17 protein-coding genes, 3 tRNA genes and 1 pseudogene are annotated in these 16,375 nt (G+C 67.7%); 18 read left to right on the top strand and 3 right to left on the bottom strand.

Features of this window, described 5'->3' with window-relative positions:
• Window positions 1-11: 11 nt before the first annotated feature.
• The 8 genes from ACT3UF_RS00105 to ACT3UF_RS00070 all read left to right on the top strand — a co-directional run bounded on the left by ACT3UF_RS00105 (window position 12) and on the right by ACT3UF_RS00070 (window position 8,294).
• Entirely contained in the window at window positions 12-722 is a 711-nt protein-coding gene (locus ACT3UF_RS00105) for a hypothetical protein (protein WP_441445610.1), read from the top strand.
• Between the two features lie 97 nt (window positions 723-819).
• Window positions 820-5,286, top strand: a complete 4,467-nt coding sequence (locus ACT3UF_RS00100; RefSeq protein WP_441445609.1) for an FtsK/SpoIIIE domain-containing protein — start codon at window positions 820-822, stop codon at window positions 5,284-5,286.
• A gap of 205 nt (window positions 5,287-5,491) precedes the next feature.
• Window positions 5,492-5,761 carry a WXG100 family type VII secretion target gene (locus ACT3UF_RS00095; protein ID WP_441445608.1) on the top strand — a complete coding sequence of 90 codons (270 nt, stop codon included), beginning with the start codon at window positions 5,492-5,494 and terminating at the stop codon, window positions 5,759-5,761.
• Window positions 5,762-5,879: 118 nt separating this feature from the next.
• A complete protein-coding gene (locus ACT3UF_RS00090) occupies window positions 5,880-6,362 on the top strand; it encodes a hypothetical protein (RefSeq protein WP_441445607.1) in 483 nt (160 codons plus the stop codon).
• 271 nt (window positions 6,363-6,633) lie between these two features.
• Window positions 6,634-6,894, top strand: a complete 261-nt coding sequence (locus ACT3UF_RS00085) for a hypothetical protein (protein WP_441445606.1) — start codon at window positions 6,634-6,636, stop codon at window positions 6,892-6,894.
• 68 nt (window positions 6,895-6,962) lie between these two features.
• A complete protein-coding gene (locus ACT3UF_RS00080; RefSeq protein ID WP_444607939.1) occupies window positions 6,963-7,232 on the top strand; it encodes a WXG100 family type VII secretion target in 270 nt (89 codons plus the stop codon).
• A 463-nt stretch (window positions 7,233-7,695) separates the two neighbouring features.
• A complete protein-coding gene (locus tag ACT3UF_RS00075; protein ID WP_441445606.1) occupies window positions 7,696-7,956 on the top strand; it encodes a hypothetical protein in 261 nt (86 codons plus the stop codon).
• A gap of 68 nt (window positions 7,957-8,024) precedes the next feature.
• A complete protein-coding gene (locus ACT3UF_RS00070; RefSeq protein WP_441445605.1) occupies window positions 8,025-8,294 on the top strand; it encodes a WXG100 family type VII secretion target in 270 nt (89 codons plus the stop codon).
• 154 nt (window positions 8,295-8,448) lie between these two features.
• Here the strand turns inward: ACT3UF_RS00070 and ACT3UF_RS00065 are convergent, their stop codons facing one another.
• On the bottom strand, window positions 8,449-8,937 hold the full coding sequence (locus ACT3UF_RS00065) for a YajQ family cyclic di-GMP-binding protein (protein ID WP_441445604.1): 489 nt from the start codon (window positions 8,935-8,937) through the stop codon (window positions 8,449-8,451).
• Between the two features lie 197 nt (window positions 8,938-9,134).
• Between ACT3UF_RS00065 and ACT3UF_RS00060 the strand changes: the two genes are divergently transcribed.
• The 10 genes from ACT3UF_RS00060 to ACT3UF_RS00015 all read left to right on the top strand — a co-directional run bounded on the left by ACT3UF_RS00060 (window position 9,135) and on the right by ACT3UF_RS00015 (window position 15,313).
• A tRNA-Tyr gene (locus tag ACT3UF_RS00060) sits at window positions 9,135-9,216 on the top strand.
• Window positions 9,217-9,301: 85 nt separating this feature from the next.
• Window positions 9,302-9,374: transfer RNA gene (locus ACT3UF_RS00055), tRNA-Thr, on the top strand.
• Between the two features lie 53 nt (window positions 9,375-9,427).
• Window positions 9,428-9,504 (top strand) — tRNA-Met (locus ACT3UF_RS00050).
• A gap of 97 nt (window positions 9,505-9,601) precedes the next feature.
• Window positions 9,602-9,772, top strand: a complete 171-nt coding sequence (rpmG, locus tag ACT3UF_RS00045) for a 50S ribosomal protein L33 (RefSeq protein WP_029360274.1) — start codon at window positions 9,602-9,604, stop codon at window positions 9,770-9,772.
• A gap of 218 nt (window positions 9,773-9,990) precedes the next feature.
• Window positions 9,991-10,440: an FAS1-like dehydratase domain-containing protein gene (locus ACT3UF_RS00040; protein WP_441445603.1), complete on the top strand. Its 450-nt coding sequence runs from the start codon at window positions 9,991-9,993 to the stop codon at window positions 10,438-10,440.
• Window positions 10,441-10,522: 82 nt separating this feature from the next.
• Window positions 10,523-11,005, top strand: a complete 483-nt coding sequence (locus ACT3UF_RS00035) for a MaoC/PaaZ C-terminal domain-containing protein (protein WP_441445602.1) — start codon at window positions 10,523-10,525, stop codon at window positions 11,003-11,005.
• Window positions 11,002-12,129, top strand: coding sequence for a UDP-N-acetylmuramate dehydrogenase (locus ACT3UF_RS00030; protein ID WP_441445601.1), 1,128 nt, complete (start codon window positions 11,002-11,004; stop codon window positions 12,127-12,129). Before ACT3UF_RS00035 ends, ACT3UF_RS00030 begins: the two co-directional genes overlap by 4 nt.
• An 85-nt stretch (window positions 12,130-12,214) precedes the next feature.
• Window positions 12,215-13,483, top strand: coding sequence for a serine hydroxymethyltransferase (glyA, locus tag ACT3UF_RS00025; RefSeq protein WP_441445600.1), 1,269 nt, complete (start codon window positions 12,215-12,217; stop codon window positions 13,481-13,483).
• A 112-nt stretch (window positions 13,484-13,595) separates the two neighbouring features.
• Window positions 13,596-14,495, top strand: a complete 900-nt coding sequence (locus ACT3UF_RS00020; RefSeq protein ID WP_441445599.1) for a bifunctional methylenetetrahydrofolate dehydrogenase/methenyltetrahydrofolate cyclohydrolase — start codon at window positions 13,596-13,598, stop codon at window positions 14,493-14,495.
• Complete coding sequence (locus ACT3UF_RS00015) at window positions 14,492-15,313, top strand: exodeoxyribonuclease III (RefSeq protein ID WP_444607938.1); 822 nt, start codon at window positions 14,492-14,494, stop codon at window positions 15,311-15,313. Before ACT3UF_RS00020 ends, ACT3UF_RS00015 begins: the two co-directional genes overlap by 4 nt.
• Window positions 15,314-15,431: 118 nt before the next feature.
• On the opposite strand, the gene ACT3UF_RS00010 is transcribed toward ACT3UF_RS00015, so the two are convergent.
• Both ACT3UF_RS00010 and ACT3UF_RS00005 read right to left on the bottom strand, forming a co-directional pair.
• Window positions 15,432-16,193: a succinate dehydrogenase iron-sulfur subunit gene (locus ACT3UF_RS00010; RefSeq protein WP_444592108.1), complete on the bottom strand. Its 762-nt coding sequence runs from the start codon at window positions 16,191-16,193 to the stop codon at window positions 15,432-15,434.
• A pseudogene (locus ACT3UF_RS00005) lies at window positions 16,193-16,375 on the bottom strand (succinate dehydrogenase/fumarate reductase flavoprotein subunit); the annotation flags it as partial. The gene ACT3UF_RS00010 and the pseudogene ACT3UF_RS00005, both read right to left, overlap by 1 nt.

Below are 16,375 nucleotides of genomic sequence, written 5' to 3'. Positions count from 1 at the left end.
GACGGCTGACGATGGCGTCGACGATTTCGGTCGAGTTCTGCGGGGAGTGGTACCGCGTCGAGGACGGTGAGGAGCTCACGATCGGCCGCGAGGCAGATCTTGCGATCGATGAGGACAATCCTTTCCTCCATCGACGCTTCCTCACGATCGTCCAGGTGGAGTCGATGTGGTGGCTGGTGAACATCGGTTCGCGGCTGTCCGCGACGATCACCGACGGCACCGGTTCGATGCAGGCCTGGCTCGCCCCCGGCGCGCGCATCCCGCTGGTCTTCGACATCACCAAGGTGGTGTTCACGGCCGGGCCCACCACCTATGACCTGTCGGTGCATGCGGAGTCCCCGGAGTTCGCACGGATCGCCGGTCCGGAGGATCCGGCAGGGGAGACCACCGTCGGCTCGGTGCAGCTCACCCCGAGCCAGAAGCTCCTGATCCTCGGGCTCGCCGAACCGATGCTGACCCGAGAAGGATCCGGGATGAGCTCGGTGCCCACTTCTGCCCAGGCCGCAGCACGATTGGGATGGCCGCTCACGAAGTTCAACCGCAAGCTCGACAACGTCTGCGACAAGCTCGACCGGCTCGGGGTGCGGGGACTGCGTGGCGGACCGGGCAAGCTGGCCAGCAACCGGCGGGCCCGCCTGGTGGAGCACGCCGTCTTCTCTCGGCTGGTGAGCAGTGAAGACCTCCACCTGCTGGACCAGTCGCAGGATATCGACGAGGACTGAACGACCGCCGACGCCAGCACACACATTCTTGGAACGGGTTGCCCCCAGGGGCGCTGCAGCAGGCGGACGAGGGGTCCGCTGAGGGGGAGGAACACCAGTGCGTATCAAGCTCACGCTGCGCAGGCCCGAGGACCGGCTGACCGATCTCGAGGTCACCGCCGATGCGACCGCGACGGTGGCTGATGTGGCGGGTGCCCTGTACTCCGCGGATCCGCTGCGCAGCGACGCGGTGGCACCGGAAGGCCTGACCCTGCAGGTCCAGGACCCCGGCGCGGGCACAGGCGCGAAGGGGGTGCGCTCGCTGGACCGCGAGATCGACCTCATCCAGGCCGGGCTGCGCTCCGGCAGCGTGGTCTCGATCGCCCGTTCCTCCACCGAGTACGCCACCCGTTCCGAGTCGCGCGGCGCAGCGGTCGCACTGATGCGGGTGCTGTCGGGGCCCGAGACAGGCCGCGAATTCCCACTGCCCACGGGGTCCAGCGTGATCGGCCGGGAGGGGGATCTCGACATCCGCATCGGGGATCCGATGCTCTCCAAGCGGCATGCCCGCATCAACGTCGGAGACTCGATCGAGATCGTCGACCTGCATTCCTCCAACGGAGTGGTGATCGGCGGCGAGCAGGTCCAGCGAGCCGTGATCGGACCCGCGGACACGGTGCTGATCGGCCAGACCACCTTCTCGGTGATCGCCCTGCATCGCCTCGGCGGCACCGCGCCGAGCTCTCCGGTGGTGGAGTTCAACCGCTCACCCCGGGTGGTGCCGCGGTTCCCCTACCGCCCCCTCAAGGCGCCGACCCCGCCGAAGGAGCCCAACCCGCAGTTCTTCCCCATCTTCATGATGTTCGCCCCGATCCTCATGGGCGGCCTCATGTTCTCGATGACCCGCAGCCCGTTCTCGCTCATGTTCGTGTTCATGATGCCGATGATGGCCACCGCGGGATATCTGAACCGCAAGTTCCAGCAGAAGAAGATGCTCGAGCGCCAGATCAAGAACTTCGAGGAAGGATTGGCCTCCCTCAAGCGCCGGGTCACCGCCGCCCAGGACCTCGAACGTGCGGTCCGGCTGGTCGAGGCCCCGTCGGCCGCCGATACCGTGGATGCCGCCTTCCGCCTGGGGCGCCTGCTGTGGACCCACCGGCCCGAGCACAACGCCTTCGGCACCGTGCGGCTGGGACTGGGTGTCGCCGATTCTCGCGTGGGCATCGAGATGCCGGGGGAGAACGACGCGATCCCCAAGTACTACGACATGCTCGATGACATGAACGAGGAGTACAAGCTGATCGCCGGAGTGCCGGTGGTCGCGGAGCTCCGCAACGCCGGGAACCTCGGCGTCGCCGGAGGTGGGGAGGAGGCCGATGGGGTCGCCCGCGGCATCGTCACCCAGCTCTTCTCCCTCCACTCACCGGCGGAGGTCGCGATCGCCGCGATCACCTCGCGCGCGAGCCGCGAGATGTGGCAGTGGCTGAAATGGCTCCCGCACACTTCGAGCCCGCACTCGCCGCTGCCGGGGGACCACTTGGCGGACACCCCCGGGCGGGGCAACTCACTGGTCGCACGGATCGAGGAGCTCATCGAGCAGCGGGCCGGCGACGCCCCGCCCCAGCTGCGCACCCCGATGACCTCCGACGTCAAGCAGGAGACGCCGATCCCGCCCGAGCCGGTCACCCCGAGCCTGGTGGTCATCATCGAGGACGACGCGCCCGTGGATCGGGCTCGCCTGGTGCGCATCGCCGAGCGCGGACCGGATGTCGGCGTGCACGTCATCTGGAGCGCCTCCAACGTCGCCGCACTCCCGGCGGCCTGCCGCACCTACGTGTCCGTCGAGGAGTCAGTCGACGGCGCGAGCGCCGGCCACGTGCGGCTGGGGGAGCGGTTCTACCCGGTCACCGTCGAGACCGTCTCGATCGAGGTGGCCTCGGGTGTGGCCCGCCACCTCTCCCCGGTGGTCGATGCGGGAGTCCCGATCGACGACGACTCCGACCTCCCGCGGGCGATCTCCTACCTCAAGCTCGCCGGCATGCAGACGGCCGAGGACCCGAACTACATCATCGAGCGGTGGAAGGAGAACAACTCCCTCACCCCGCGCGACGGCTCGGAGCCTCAGCGCCGCAAGCACGATGCAAACCTCCGCGGACTGATCGGCCACAACGGCCAGGACGCCTACCACCTGGACCTGCGCACCAACGGCCCGCACGCTCTGGTCGGCGGCACCACCGGCGCTGGCAAGTCGGAGTTCCTCCAGGCCTGGGTGCTGGGCATGGCCACCGCCCACAGCCCCGACCGGGTGACCTTCCTGTTCGTGGACTACAAGGGCGGCGCTGCGTTCGCCGACGCCGTCGAGCTGCCCCACACCGTGGGCCTGGTCACCGACCTCTCCCAGCACCTGGTGCGACGAGCCCTGACCTCGCTGCGCGCCGAGCTGCACTACCGCGAGCACCTGCTGAACCGCAAGAAGGCGAAGGACCTGGTCTCGCTCGAGCGGACCGGCGATCCCGAGGCACCCCCCAGCCTCATCATCATCGTCGACGAGTTCGCGGCACTGGCCAAGGAGATCCCCGAATTCGTGGACGGCGTCGTGGACGTCGCCGCCCGGGGCCGCTCCCTCGGCCTGCACCTGATCCTCGCCACCCAGCGCCCGGCCGGCGTCATCAAGGACAACCTGCGCGCCAACACGAACCTCCGCATCGCCCTGCGCATGGCGGACGAGGCCGACTCCAAGGACATCCTCGGAGACAAGATGTCCGCGCACTTCGACCCCAGCATCCCGGGACGTGGCGCAGCCAAGACCGGGCCCGGCCGCATCGCCACCTTCCAGACCGGGTACGCCGGTGGGTGGACCACGGATGAGCCCGAGCGGGCCCGGATCGACATCGTCGAGAAGGACTTCGGCACCGGCGAGCAATGGGACATCCCCTCCCCACCGACCAAGGAGGTCAAGGACCCCGGTCCCAACGACATCTCCCGCGTGGTGGCCACGGTCAAAGCCGCAGCGGAGAACGCCGGGGTGCCCGCGCCCCGCAAGCCGTGGCTGTCCGAGCTCGCCGACGCCTACGACCTCTCCCGGCTTCCCAGCCGACGCACCGACGAGGAGCTCCTGCTCGGCGTCATGGATGTTCCCGAGGACCAGGCGCAGCCGACCACCTCCTACTACCCCGACCGTGACGGCAATATGGCCATCTACGGCACGGGCGGCTCCGGAAAGTCCACCACCCTGCGCACCTTCGCGATCTCGGCCGCCTCGACCGTGCGCGGCGGGCCGGTGCACGTCTACGGGCTCGACTTCGGTGCCTCCGGTCTGACGATGCTGGAGGAGCTGCCGCACGTGGGCTCGATCATCCCCGGCGATGACGAGGAGAGGGTGATCCGCCTTCTGCGGACCCTGCGGGAGCTGATCGACGAGCGGGCCAAGGAGTTCGCGAGGATCCGTGCCGGCTCCGTGGCGGAGTACCGCGAGCTGGCCGGCAAGCCCGACACCCCGCGCATCCTGCTGCTGGTGGACGGCATGGCGGCCTTCCGCGAAGCGTATGACTACTCGAATCTGTCCAAGTGGTTCACGGCCTTCGTCCAGATCGCCACCGACGGCCGCCAGGTGGGGGTGCACGTCATCGTCACCGGCGACCGCCCCAACGCGATTCCCACCTCGCTCGGATCATCCATCCAGAGACGACTGATCCACCGCATGGCCAGCATCGATGACTACGCCGGATTCGGCGAGCCTAAGGACGTGCTGGACGCCAACTCTCCGCCTGGACGTGCGATCCAGGACGGCCACGAGGTGCAGGTCGCGGTGCATGGCGGAGACTCCAACGTCGCGCTGCAGTCCCGCGAGGTCGCCAAGCTCGCCCAGGCGATGCGGCGGGCCGGGGTGCCCGAGGCGCCGGCGATCGAACGACTTCCCGAACGGGTGGAGTTCTCCTCGCTGCGACCGACCCGCGGCGGTCTCCCGGTGCTGGGCCTGGCCGACGAGACGCTCGCCGAGATCACCTACGAGCCGCGCGGCGCCTTCATGGTCACCGGGCCGATGGGATCCGGGCGCACCACCGCGATGCTGACGATCGCCACCGGGCTGAAGGCGATGGACGAGCCGATGCGCCTGGTGCGCTTCTCCTCGCGTCGCACCCCGCTGACCGGCCTGCCGATCTGGGATGTGGAGGCCTCGGACCCGGACACCGTCAGGGAGCTCGCCGCCCAGCTGCGCGAGACCATCGAATCCGGCAGCGTCGGTGAGGGAAAGCTGGCCCTGTTCATCGACGGGGTCGCGGACTTCACCGGCAGCGGCGTCGAGAATGATCTGGACAAGCTGATCCGTGCCAGCACTCGCGAGGGCCAGTTCGTGGTCGGTGAGAACGAATCCGCGTCGTGGTCGCAGGCCTACGTGCTCGCCCAGCCCTTCAAGGCCGGTCGCCGCGGCCTGCTCCTGCAGCCCAGCGACATGGACGGGGACTCCCTGCTCGGCACCGGATTGGGGAGGATCCGTCGAGCGGACTTCCCCGCCGGCCGTGGCTTCCTCGTCTACAGCGGACGCGCGCTGAAGCTGCAGGTCGCACAGATCACCACTGGCTGAACGGTGCGGGCGGGCAGGACGGTGCGGGTGTGCCCGGGCTGCCGCGCTGCCACGGGAAGATGCGGGCAGTGCTCGGTTGTCCCCATGGGGACTCCTCCCCATGGTCCCGGCTCCCAGATCGCTCTAGAGTGATTTCCGTACGACAGCAGGCCCGTGCACCGGATCAGGGCGCAGGCGCGAGACACCAGGAAGGGGAACCCGAACCGTGAACGCCACGAAGGGTATGAACGTCGAAGAGGTCCGGCGGATGTCGGCCCAGCTCCGCGATGCGGCCGAGGAGATCACGAGGATCGAGCAGGAGCTCACCTCCGGTCTCGAAGAGGTGGACTGGACCGGTCCCGATGCTGATCGCTTCCGCAGCCAGTGGTCGGGAGAGATGGTTCCGGCGCTGCAGCAGATCATGAATTCCGTCAACGATCTCGGCGATACGGCGGATCGCAATGCGGCCGAGCAGGACGCGACCTCCTCGAACTGACAACGCATCACCCGGTACTCGCGACCGATGCCCGAGGCCCGAACCCATGGCGTGTTCGGGCCTCGTTCATGCCTGATATGTTTGGCGCCGTCAGAGGTGGGACGAACGGAGCTAATCCATGGCCAAGAACATCGAATATCCGAGCGCGGATTTTCCGGGTCCGCCGCGCATCACCATAGAGGTGCCGGACGATTGGGAGTCCTTGACCGTTCCCGGAGTCCAGGTCGCTGTGGCACAGCCCCGGGTGGAGGGGCAGTTCCGGGCGAACGTCGTGGTGACTGTGCAGCGCTTCGGACCGGACTTCACCCTCGACGCGGCCAAGGCCGGCCTCGAGCAGCGCAAGGCTGCTCTTCCCGAGCTCGAGGAGCTCGGCACGGGGGAGATCCAGGTGGAGGGGATGACCTGGATCGCCAGCGAGTACGGATACACGCAGCCCGGGCGACCGACCGTCGTCCAGGCGGCGCGCTATGCGGTCGTCGACCGCGGCGGCGTGGCGAAGGACGTCCTGGAGATCGTGGGGAGCTGCGGCGCTGAGAGCGCAGATGACGAGATCGAGACCGTCCGCGCGATCCAGGACTCCGTGACCCTGGACCTCAGCTGACCCCGCGCCCCTCACCTGGTGACGGCCTCGGACCTTCGGGTCCGAGGCCGTTCGCATGTGACGACGGGGACGAAGTTGCACGGCCGGGTCAGTTCCCGGGGGATGTCGCGTGGGGACCTCTGCCTGGGGAGTTGTCCCCATCGCCAAGTGGGGGTGGGGGTTCTAGAGTTGTGTCATCACCTGGGGGACAGGGTCGAGGAAGCGGTCAGTGGCCGTGGAGGTCTTCTCCGGTGGGTGGGACCGAGTTTTTCACTACGACATGGAGGACACCATGAAGAAGGGTATGACCCCGGAGTCTGTCGAGCAGATGGCGCAGCAGATTCAGCAGGCTGGTGAGGATGTTCAGCAGGCGTTCCAGCAGATCGCGTCGCGTGTGTCGGAGTTCGATTGGACCGGTGAGGACCGGGATCGTTACGTCACCGAGTTCACCGATGGTCTCGGTCAGCTTGCGCAGCAGGTGACTCAGCAGTGTGGCGATTTCTCTGAGCGTGGGACGCAGAATGCTGCGGCGCAGCGTGAGGCGTCTTCCTGATCCTCGGATCTTCAGTTTCTTTTCTTCGTGTGTTTTGAAGCTCCGTGGTGGGGCGAAAGGGGTAGGTCATGGCTTTCAAGGGTATGAATCCGGAAGAGGGTCGCGAGGTTGCGCAGGGCGTGAATGATGTTGGTCAGCAGATTCTTGAGCTGATCAGTGGCGCTACCAACCTGGTGAACTCGGTGGAGTGGGTCGGTCCGGACTACGACGCGTATGTCGAGGAGTGGAACAGCTTCGTGAGCGGTCCTGTGGCCAATCTGGTCAATGGGCTGGCGGACAAGGGCACGCAGCTCAATGAGCACGCTGAGCAGCAGGATTCGACCTCGAACCAGGGCTGATTGTCCGGTTCTTCGTGGGGAAGGCCCCGCACCCTTCGTGGGGTGCGGGGCCTTCCTCCATGCCGTGACGGATGCTCATGCGGTGGCCTCGTGCTGGGCTGCTGGGCTGCTGGGCTGCTGGGCTGCTGGGCGCGCGGGCTCGCTGAGCAGCGGTCTTGTGCGCCGGCGGAGAGCGGGCGGAAGGTCCGATGCGCCGACGAGCCCGGGGCCCGTCAGGGGACCTGGAGCGGGAGACCGGCTCTGTCCACAACGTCGAGAAGCGCATGAAGGGCATTTGACCTGCAGTGATGCGGGGGAATGGGGATGTGGAGGGCCATGGGGAGTTGTCCCCATCGCCAAGTGGGGGTGGGGGTTCTAGAGTTGTGTCATCACCTGGGGGACAGGGTCGAGGAAGCGGTCAGTGGCCGTGGAGGTCTTCTCCGGTGGGTGGGACCGAGTTTTTCACTACGACATGGAGGACACCATGAAGAAGGGTATGACCCCGGAGTCTGTCGAGCAGATGGCGCAGCAGATTCAGCAGGCTGGTGAGGATGTTCAGCAGGCGTTCCAGCAGATCGCGTCGCGTGTGTCGGAGTTCGATTGGACCGGTGAGGACCGGGATCGTTACGTCACCGAGTTCACCGATGGTCTCGGTCAGCTTGCGCAGCAGGTGACTCAGCAGTGTGGCGATTTCTCTGAGCGTGGGACGCAGAATGCTGCGGCGCAGCGTGAGGCGTCTTCCTGATCCTCGGATCTTCAGTTTCTTTTCTTCGTGTGTTTTGAAGCTCCGTGGTGGGGCGAAAGGGGTAGGTCATGGCTTTCAAGGGTATGAATCCGGAAGAGGGTCGCGAGGTTGCGCAGGGCGTGAATGATGCTGGTCAGCAGATTCTTGAGCTGATCAGTGGCGCTACCAACCTGGTGAACTCGGTGGAGTGGGTCGGTCCGGACTACGACGCGTATGTCGAGGAGTGGAACAGCTTCGTGAGCGGTCCTGTGGCCAATCTGGTCAATGGGCTGGCGGACAAGGGCACGCAGCTCAATGAGCACGCTGAGCAGCAGGATTCGACCTCGAACCAGGGCTGATTGTCCGGTTCTTCGTGGGGAAGGCCCCGCACCCTTCGTGGGGTGCGGGGCCTTCCTCCATGCTGTGGGCGTCAGGCGTCAGGCGTCAGGCGTCAGGCGTCAGGCGTCAGGCGTCAGGCGTCAGGCGTGGGGTACCGGTGCCGGCGCCTTGGCCTCAGCGGTAGTTGACGAACTGGAGCGCGACATCCAGATCCTTGCCCTTCAGCAGGGCGATGACCTCCTGCAGATCATCCCGGCTCTTGGAGGAGACGCGCAGCTCGTCCCCCTCGATCCGCGCCTTGACCGCCTTCGGGCCCTCTTCGCGGATCAGCTTCGAGATCTTCTTGGCGTCCTCGGTGCTGATGCCCTCCTTGAGCGCAGCGGCCAGGCGAGTCTCCTTGCCGGACTGCTTGGGCTCGTCCACCTCGAGCGCCTTCAGTGAGATCCCGCGACGGATGAGCTTGGACTGGAGCACATCCAGCACGGCGAGCACCCGCTCCTCCGCGTTGGCGGTCATGACGATCTCGTCGCCGCTGAGCGTGATCGACGCCCCGGTGCCCCGGAAGTCGTACCGCTGCCCGACCTCCTTCACTGCCTGGTTGACAGCGTTGTCGATCTCCTGGCGATCGAGCTTGCTGACGATGTCGAACGATGAATCTGCCACGGTGGGTCCTTCCTTCAGGCGGCCGCACGGGTGGGCCGCACCCCCATTGTCCACGAGCCGCGCGGAGAGCTGTGATGCTCTTCATGCGTCCCGATGCCCCTCCGAGTTCGCATCGGCGGCGGGACGCCGCTATGCTGATTCAGGTCCGCTTCCGGCGGCCACGCGATCCAGGTCGGGTGGGCAGCGGGAGCAGTCGCGGCAGATTACCCGAGTGGCCAAAGGGAGCTGACTGTAAATCAGCTGGCATTGCCTACGGGGGTTCGAATCCCTCATCTGCCACTGCGGAGGGTCCATGTGATCCGAAGCACCGGGGTCCGCCCCCGAATTGCCTCCGGGCAAGGAGGCGGGTAAGGTTTACCGGGTTGCCCTGATAGCTCAGTCGGCAGAGCGTCTCCATGGTAAGGAGAAGGTCAAGGGTTCGATTCCCTTTCAGGGCTCTGATGGATGCGGCGGCCCGTTCTCATTCGAGACGGGCCGCTTCATCGGTCACGCCGGGGTAGCTCAGACGGTTAGAGCGCACGACTCATAATCGTGAGGTCGCGGGTTCGATCCCCGCCCTCGGTACCACACCGGTCATCACCGGCGTGCAGAATCCACATCCCCCGAGCACGGGGACCCACGAGGCGCGCTGCGGAGCGCGTCACCCGGACGAAAGAGGCGAACCGTGGCGAGCAAGAGCTCTGACGTGCGTCCCAAGATCACCATGGCCTGTGTTGACTGCAAGGCGCGCAACTACATCACCAAGAAGAACCGTCGCAATACGCCGGACCGGCTGGAGCTCTCGAAGTTCTGCCCGACCTGCGGCAAGCAGACGGCTCACCGCGAGACCCGCTGAGCGAGTCGAACGCACTTCCACGAAGGCCACCCGGATCATCCGGGTGGCCTTCGTCGTTCTCCGGGGCTGTCGACGCCGGACCTGGTCGCGGCGATGGGTTCGGTCACCGTGACAGAAACGGGATCCAGCGTGCCGAGGCACCGCCACCGCACGCCGACGGTGAGATGATCGAGGGGTCCACATTCGTCGGCCCCGCCGACCCGACCTCGGGAGACATCGTGACCACCACCCCCGATCCCGCCTTCGCAGGGCGCACTTACCCGGCCGGACCCGTGCACACGGTCTCCGCTGCGAAGATCATCGAATTCGCCCACGCCACCGGCGCCGGGTCGCCGGTGCACACAGACGCCGAGGCCGCGCGCAGCGCTGGCCACGCCGACGTGGTCGCTCCGCCGACTTTCCTGGTATCCCTCGCACAGGCCACGGAGGCGCAGTACATCGAGGACCCTGCCGCAGGCATCGACTTCCGCCGGGTGGTGCACGGGGAGGAAACCTTCACCCTCCACCGACCCGTTGTGGCCGGGGACCGCCTGGTGCCGACCCTCACCGTCGAAGCGGTCCGAGCCGCCGGTGGACACTCGATGATCACCACCCGCGTGGACCTGACTGATGAGGCCGGCTCCGATGTCGCCAGCGTGCGCAGCATGCTCGTCGTCCGCGGCGCCTGAGCCTGACTCGCGCCCGCCGCGCCCGCCGCACTCTCCGCGCCTTCCCTCGCCACGCCCGCCTCCCCGGAAACCAGGAGCAGACATGACCGCCACCACTCCCACCCCTGTGGACCTCGCCGACCTGGTCATCGGCCAGGAGCTCGCCCGTACCCGGCACGAGATCACCCGCGACACGCTCGTGCGATATGCCGGGGCCTCGGGGGACTTCAACCCCATCCACTACAACGACACCGTCGCCGCCGAGGCCGGGCTCCCGGGCGTGATCGCCCACGGCATGCTCACCATGGGCGTCGCGGTCACCGGGCTGCTCGACGCGATTGCGGATCCCACCGCTGTGCGTGCCTACACGACCCGTTTCACGAATCCGATCCCGGTGCCCGCGACCGGCACCGTGACCCTCGAGGTGAGCGCCGTCGTCGCAGCGATCGATGAGGCCGCACGGACGGCCAGGGTGGACATCACCGCGGAGGTGGATGGCACCAAGGTGCTCGGTCGTGCCCGTGCCACCCTCGCACTCCCGGCCGTCGACTCCTCCGAGACCCGCACCGGGAACGATGCCGCATGAAGCTCTCCGACCTGACCACCCTTCGGATCGGAGGGCAGATCCGCAAGTTGATCGAAGCCCGCACCGCCGATGAGGTGATCGAGGCGGTCGCCGCGGCCGACGCCGCAGGCGAGCCTCTGCTGGTGCTTGGCGGTGGCTCGAACCTGGTCGCCTCCGATGCGCCGTTCGACGGCACGGTCGTGCTCCTGCGGGACCCGGAAGACCCACCGCTGCTGGACGCCACCTGCGAGGTCGGCGCCTTCGGTGAGCCGGACGGCATCCCTGTGGACCCGGCCGAGCTCACACCGCTGGACCCCACCTGCGGCGGCGCCATCGTCGAGTACTTCGCCGGGGTGAACTGGGACCGCGCCGTGCGCTACGCGATCGCTCGCGAGATGGTCGGGGTCGAGGCACTCTCGGGCATCCCCGGCACCGTCGGCGCCACTCCGATCCAGAACGTCGGCGCCTACGGGCAGGAGGTCGCCTCGACCATCTCCCGAGTGCGCACCTGGGACCGGGAGAAGAACGCGGTGCGTACCTTCTTCGCCGCCGACTGCGGATTCGCCTACCGCGACAGCCTCTTCAAGCGCACCCGATACTCGGGCCCGGTGCCGTCGGCCACCGGCCGATACGTCGTGCTCTCGGTGACCTTCCAGCACACCATCGGCTCCCGCTCGGCCCCGATCCGCTACGCCCAGCTCGCCCAGGCGCTCGGCGTCGAGGTCGGGGAGCGGGCCCCGATGAGCGCGGTGCGGGAAGCAGTGCTGCGGATCCGCGGCGACAAAGGAATGGTGCTGGACCCGCTCGACCACGACACCTGGAGCGCCGGGTCGTTCTTCACCAATCCGATCCTCGCGCCGGGGGAGGCGGCACTGCTGCCCGACGGTGCGCCGCGCTACGAGGTCGACGGCGGACGGGTGAAGACCAGCGCCGCCTGGCTCATCAGCCACGCCGGCATCGAACGCGGACATGCGCTCGGCGAACGCGCCGCAGTCTCCACCAAGCATTCCCTCGCCCTGACCAACCGCGGCGGTGCGAGCAGTGATGACCTGGTGGCGCTGGCCCAGGATGTCCAGCAGCGGGTGGAACAGGCTTTCGGCGTGCACCTGGTCCCCGAACCGGTGAGGCTCGGCCTCGAACTCTGAGCCGCCGCGCGGCGATCCGGTCCTGCAACCTAAGATGGCAGGACGGCGTCCACCGCCGATCCGCCCCGACACTGCAGGAGGCCCTGTGAACGTCCTCGACCAGTCCATCTCCGAGCTCGACCCGGACATCGCCCAGGTGCTCGACCGTGAGCTGGCGCGCCAGCAGCGCACGCTCGAGATGATCGCGAGCGAGAACTTCGTTCCCCGTGCAGTGCTGCAGGCACAGGGGTCCGTGCTCACGAACAAGTACGCCGAGGGCTACCCGGGCCGCCGCTACTACGGCGGCTGCGAAGAGGTCGACGTCGCCGAGCAGATCGCGATCGACCGCGCGAAGGAGCTCTTCGGCGCCGAGCACGCCAATGTGCAGCCCCACTCGGGTGCGTCCGCGAACGCCGCGGTGATGCACGCCCTGGCTCGCCCCGGTGACAAGCTCATGGGCCTCTCCCTGGCGCACGGCGGCCATCTCACCCACGGCATGAAGATCAACTTCTCCGGCCGTCTCTACGACATCGTCGCCTATGAGACCGAGCCCGAGACCGGCCAGATCGACATGGCCAAGGTGCGCGAGCTGGCCGTCGCCGAGCAGCCCAAGGTGATCGTGGCAGGCTGGTCCGCCTACACCCGCCAGCTCGACTTCCCCGCCTTCCGTGAGATCGCCGATGAGGTCGGTGCGGTGCTCTGGGTCGATATGGCCCACTTCGCGGGACTGGTCGCCGCGGGACTGCACCCCAGCCCCGTCCCCTACGCGGACGTGGTCTCCACCACCATCCACAAGACCATCGGCGGGCCCCGCTCCGGCATGATCCTCTGCAAGGAGAAGTGGGCCAAGAAGATCGACTCGGCAGTGTTCCCCGGCCAGCAGGGCGGTCCGCTGATGCACGTCATCGCAGCGAAGGCGATCGCGCTCAAGATCGCCGGGACCGAGGACTTTAAGGACCGTCAGGCCCGCACCCTCGAGGGCGCGAAGATCCTCGCAGATCGTCTTCAGGCCGAGGACGCCAAGGCGGCCGGCGTGAAGCTGATCTCCGGTGGCACCGACGTGCACCTGGTGCTGGTGGACCTCGTCGACAGCGAGCTCGACGGCCAGCAGGCCGAGGACCGCCTGCACGAGGCCGGGATCACCGTGAACCGCAACGCCGTCCCCAACGACCCGCGCCCGCCGCGCGTCACCTCGGGCCTGCGCATCGGCACCCCGGCGCTCGCCACCCGCGGCTTCGGCGCCGAGGAGTTCACCGAGGTCGCCGATGTCATCGCCCTGGCCCTGACCGGTGGCGCGGACCTCGAATCGCTGCGCGCACGCACCGCGGCACTCGCCGAGGCGAAGCCGCTGTACGCCGATCTCCAGCAGTACTGAGCAGCCTCGTGGGGCCCGGCACACCGCGCCGGGCCCCACACGTGTCCCTGCATCCAGGGACCCCGCTGCAGCATCTGCACCACCCACCACCCCTGAGAACCCTAGGAGCGCCATGACAGCTCAGATCCTCGACGGCAAGGCCACCGCGAAAGCGATCAAGGAGGAGCTTGCCGAGCGCGTTGCGCGACTCGTCGAGGGCGGGCATCAGCGCCCGGGCCTCGCGACCGTGCTGGTGGGCGAAGATCCGGGCAGCGCCGCCTATGTGCGCGGGAAGCACCGCGACAGCGAGCAGATCGGACTGAACTCGATCCAGAAGCACCTCCCGGCGGATGCCACCCAGGAGGACGTCGAGGCAGTGGTCGATGAGCTGAACGCCGACCCCGCCTGCACCGGATATATCGTGCAGCTCCCGCTGCCGAAGCAGATCGACACCGATGCGATCCTCGAACGGATCGACCCGGCCAAGGACGCCGACGGGCTGCACCCGACGAACCTCGGCCGCCTGATCCTCAACGCCTACACCGAGATCGACACCCCGTTGCCCTGCACCCCGCGCGCCGTGATCGAGCTGGTGCGGCGCCACGGCCAGGACTTCCGCGGCAAGGACGTGGTGGTCGTCGGCCGCGGCATCACCGTCGGCCGCTCCATCGGCGCGCTGCTGACCCGCCGCGAGCACAACGCGACCGTCACACTGTGCCACACCGGGACCACGGATCTTCCGTCCCACCTCCGCCGTGCCGACGTGATCGTCGCCGCCGCCGGCGCCGCCCACCTGGTCCGTGCCGAAGACGTCAAACCCGGCGCGATCGTGCTCGACGTCGGGGTCTCCCGTCAGGAGGATCCCGAGGGCGGCAGGGCGAAGCTCGTGGGTGACGTGGATCCTGCCGCCGCCGAAGTCGCCGGCTGGATCAGCCCCAACCCCGGTGGCGTCGGGCCGATGACCCGTGCGCTGCTGCTGAAGAATGTCGTCGAGGCGGCCGAGCGCGCCGCCGGGATCGAGGTGCCCGCGTGAGCCTGACAGTCGCGACCGTCAACGTCAACGGACTGCGTGCCGCCGCTCGGAAGGGGATGGCCGACTGGCTCGCCTCCACTCCGGCGGACGTCATCACCCTGCAGGAGGTGCGCGCCCCGGAGGAACTGCTCGCCGGCCTCGTGGGGGAGGGCTGGTCCATCGTGGGGGAGGCCTCGCAGCTGAAGGGACGCGCCGGGGTGGCGATCGCCGCCCGCACCTCCCTGGAGCGCATCGACCTGGCCGGTGTGCGCCGTGGCCTGCCGGGTCTCGACGAGGATGCCCACACCGGCCGCTGGCTCGAGGCCGACCTCGAGGACCCGCTGGGAGACGGCACCACGATGACGGTCATCTCCTGCTACATGCACTCGGGCAACACCGAGAAGCCGCAGACGATGATCGACAAATATTCCTTCCTGGACGTGATGATGGAGCGCCTGGAGGCGCTGCGGGGCGACGGCCGCCATGTGGTGCTCACCGGGGACATCAACATCGCCCACACCGAATGGGACATCAAGAACTGGAAGGGCAACCTGAAGTCAGCCGGGTTCCTGCCCGAGGAGCGCGCATACCTCGATCGCCTCACCACCGCCGCCGGGTACGTGGACGTGCACCGCACCCTCCACGGTGACGGCCCTGGCCCTTACACCTGGTGGTCGCAGCGGGGGAAGGCCTTCGACAACGATGCGGGCTGGCGGATCGACTACCAGCTCGCCACCGAGAGCCTGGCCGCGAAGGCGACCTCCGCGCAGGTGGATCGTGCGCCGAGCTACGACACGCGCTGGTCCGATCACGCCCCGCTGGTGGTCAGCTACTCCTGAGCCGCCCTCTGTGCCCATGCATCCCTGAGACGACGAATGTGCGCTGGGGACCGATGATCTCTCGAACATCAGTCCCCAGCGCACATTCATGGGCCCGGCAGGCCCGGGAGCCGGTGGCTCAGACGCGGCCGCGGATCACGGCCTGCTTGACCTCGGCGATCGCCTTGGTGACCTGGATGCCGCGGGGGCACGCCTCGGTGCAGTTGAAGGTGGTGCGGCAGCGCCACACGCCCTCCTTGGAGTTCAGGATCTCCAGTCGCTGCTCACCGGCGTCATCGCGCGAGTCGAAGATGAAGCGGTGCGCGTTGACGATCGCGGCGGGGCCGAAGTACTGCCCGTCGGTCCAGAACACCGGGCACGAGGAGGTGCACGCGGCGCAGAGGATGCACTTGGTGGTGTCGTCGAAGCGCTCGCGCTCCTCGGCGGTCTGCAGCCGTTCGCGGCTGGGCTCCTGACCCTTGGCGACCAGGAAGGGCATGACCTCCCTGTAGGAGTCGAAGAACGGCTCCATGTCGACGATCAGGTCCTTCTCCACCGGGAGGCCCTTGATGGGCTCGATGGTGATGGGCTTGTCGATGTCGAGATCCTTGAGCAGCGTCTTGCAGGCCAGACGGTTGCGACCGTTGATCCGCATCGCGTCCGAACCGCAGATCCCGTGGGCGCACGAGCGACGGAAGGTGAGCGAACCATCCTGGTGCCACTTGACCTCATGCATCGCATCGAGCACCCGGTCGGTGCCGTGCATGGTGACGGTGAAGTCCTCCCAATGGGTGCCCTTGTCATCCTCGGGGTTGAAGCGAGCGATGCGCAGGGTGACCTGGAACGAGGGGACCTCATCGGCCGTGGCGTCGGCCTCCGGCTTCTCAGCGACGGCAGTCATCAGAACGTACGCTCCTTCGGCTCGTAACGGGTGATCACGACGGGCTTGGTGCCCAGACGGATCGAGGTGCCCTCGAGGCCCTCCTCCTCGGGGAGGGTGCGATAGGCCATGGTGTGCTTGAGGAAGTTGACGTCGTCGCGCGCCTCGTAATCCTCACGGAAGTGGCCGCCGCGGGACTCCTT

Origin of the sequence: Brachybacterium sp. AOP24-D1-21 (assembly GCF_052378665.1) — a bacterium.
In the GTDB taxonomy this organism is placed as follows: Bacteria; Actinomycetota; Actinomycetes; order Actinomycetales; family Dermabacteraceae; genus Brachybacterium.
This window is presented reverse-complemented; position numbering and strand designations above follow the sequence as displayed.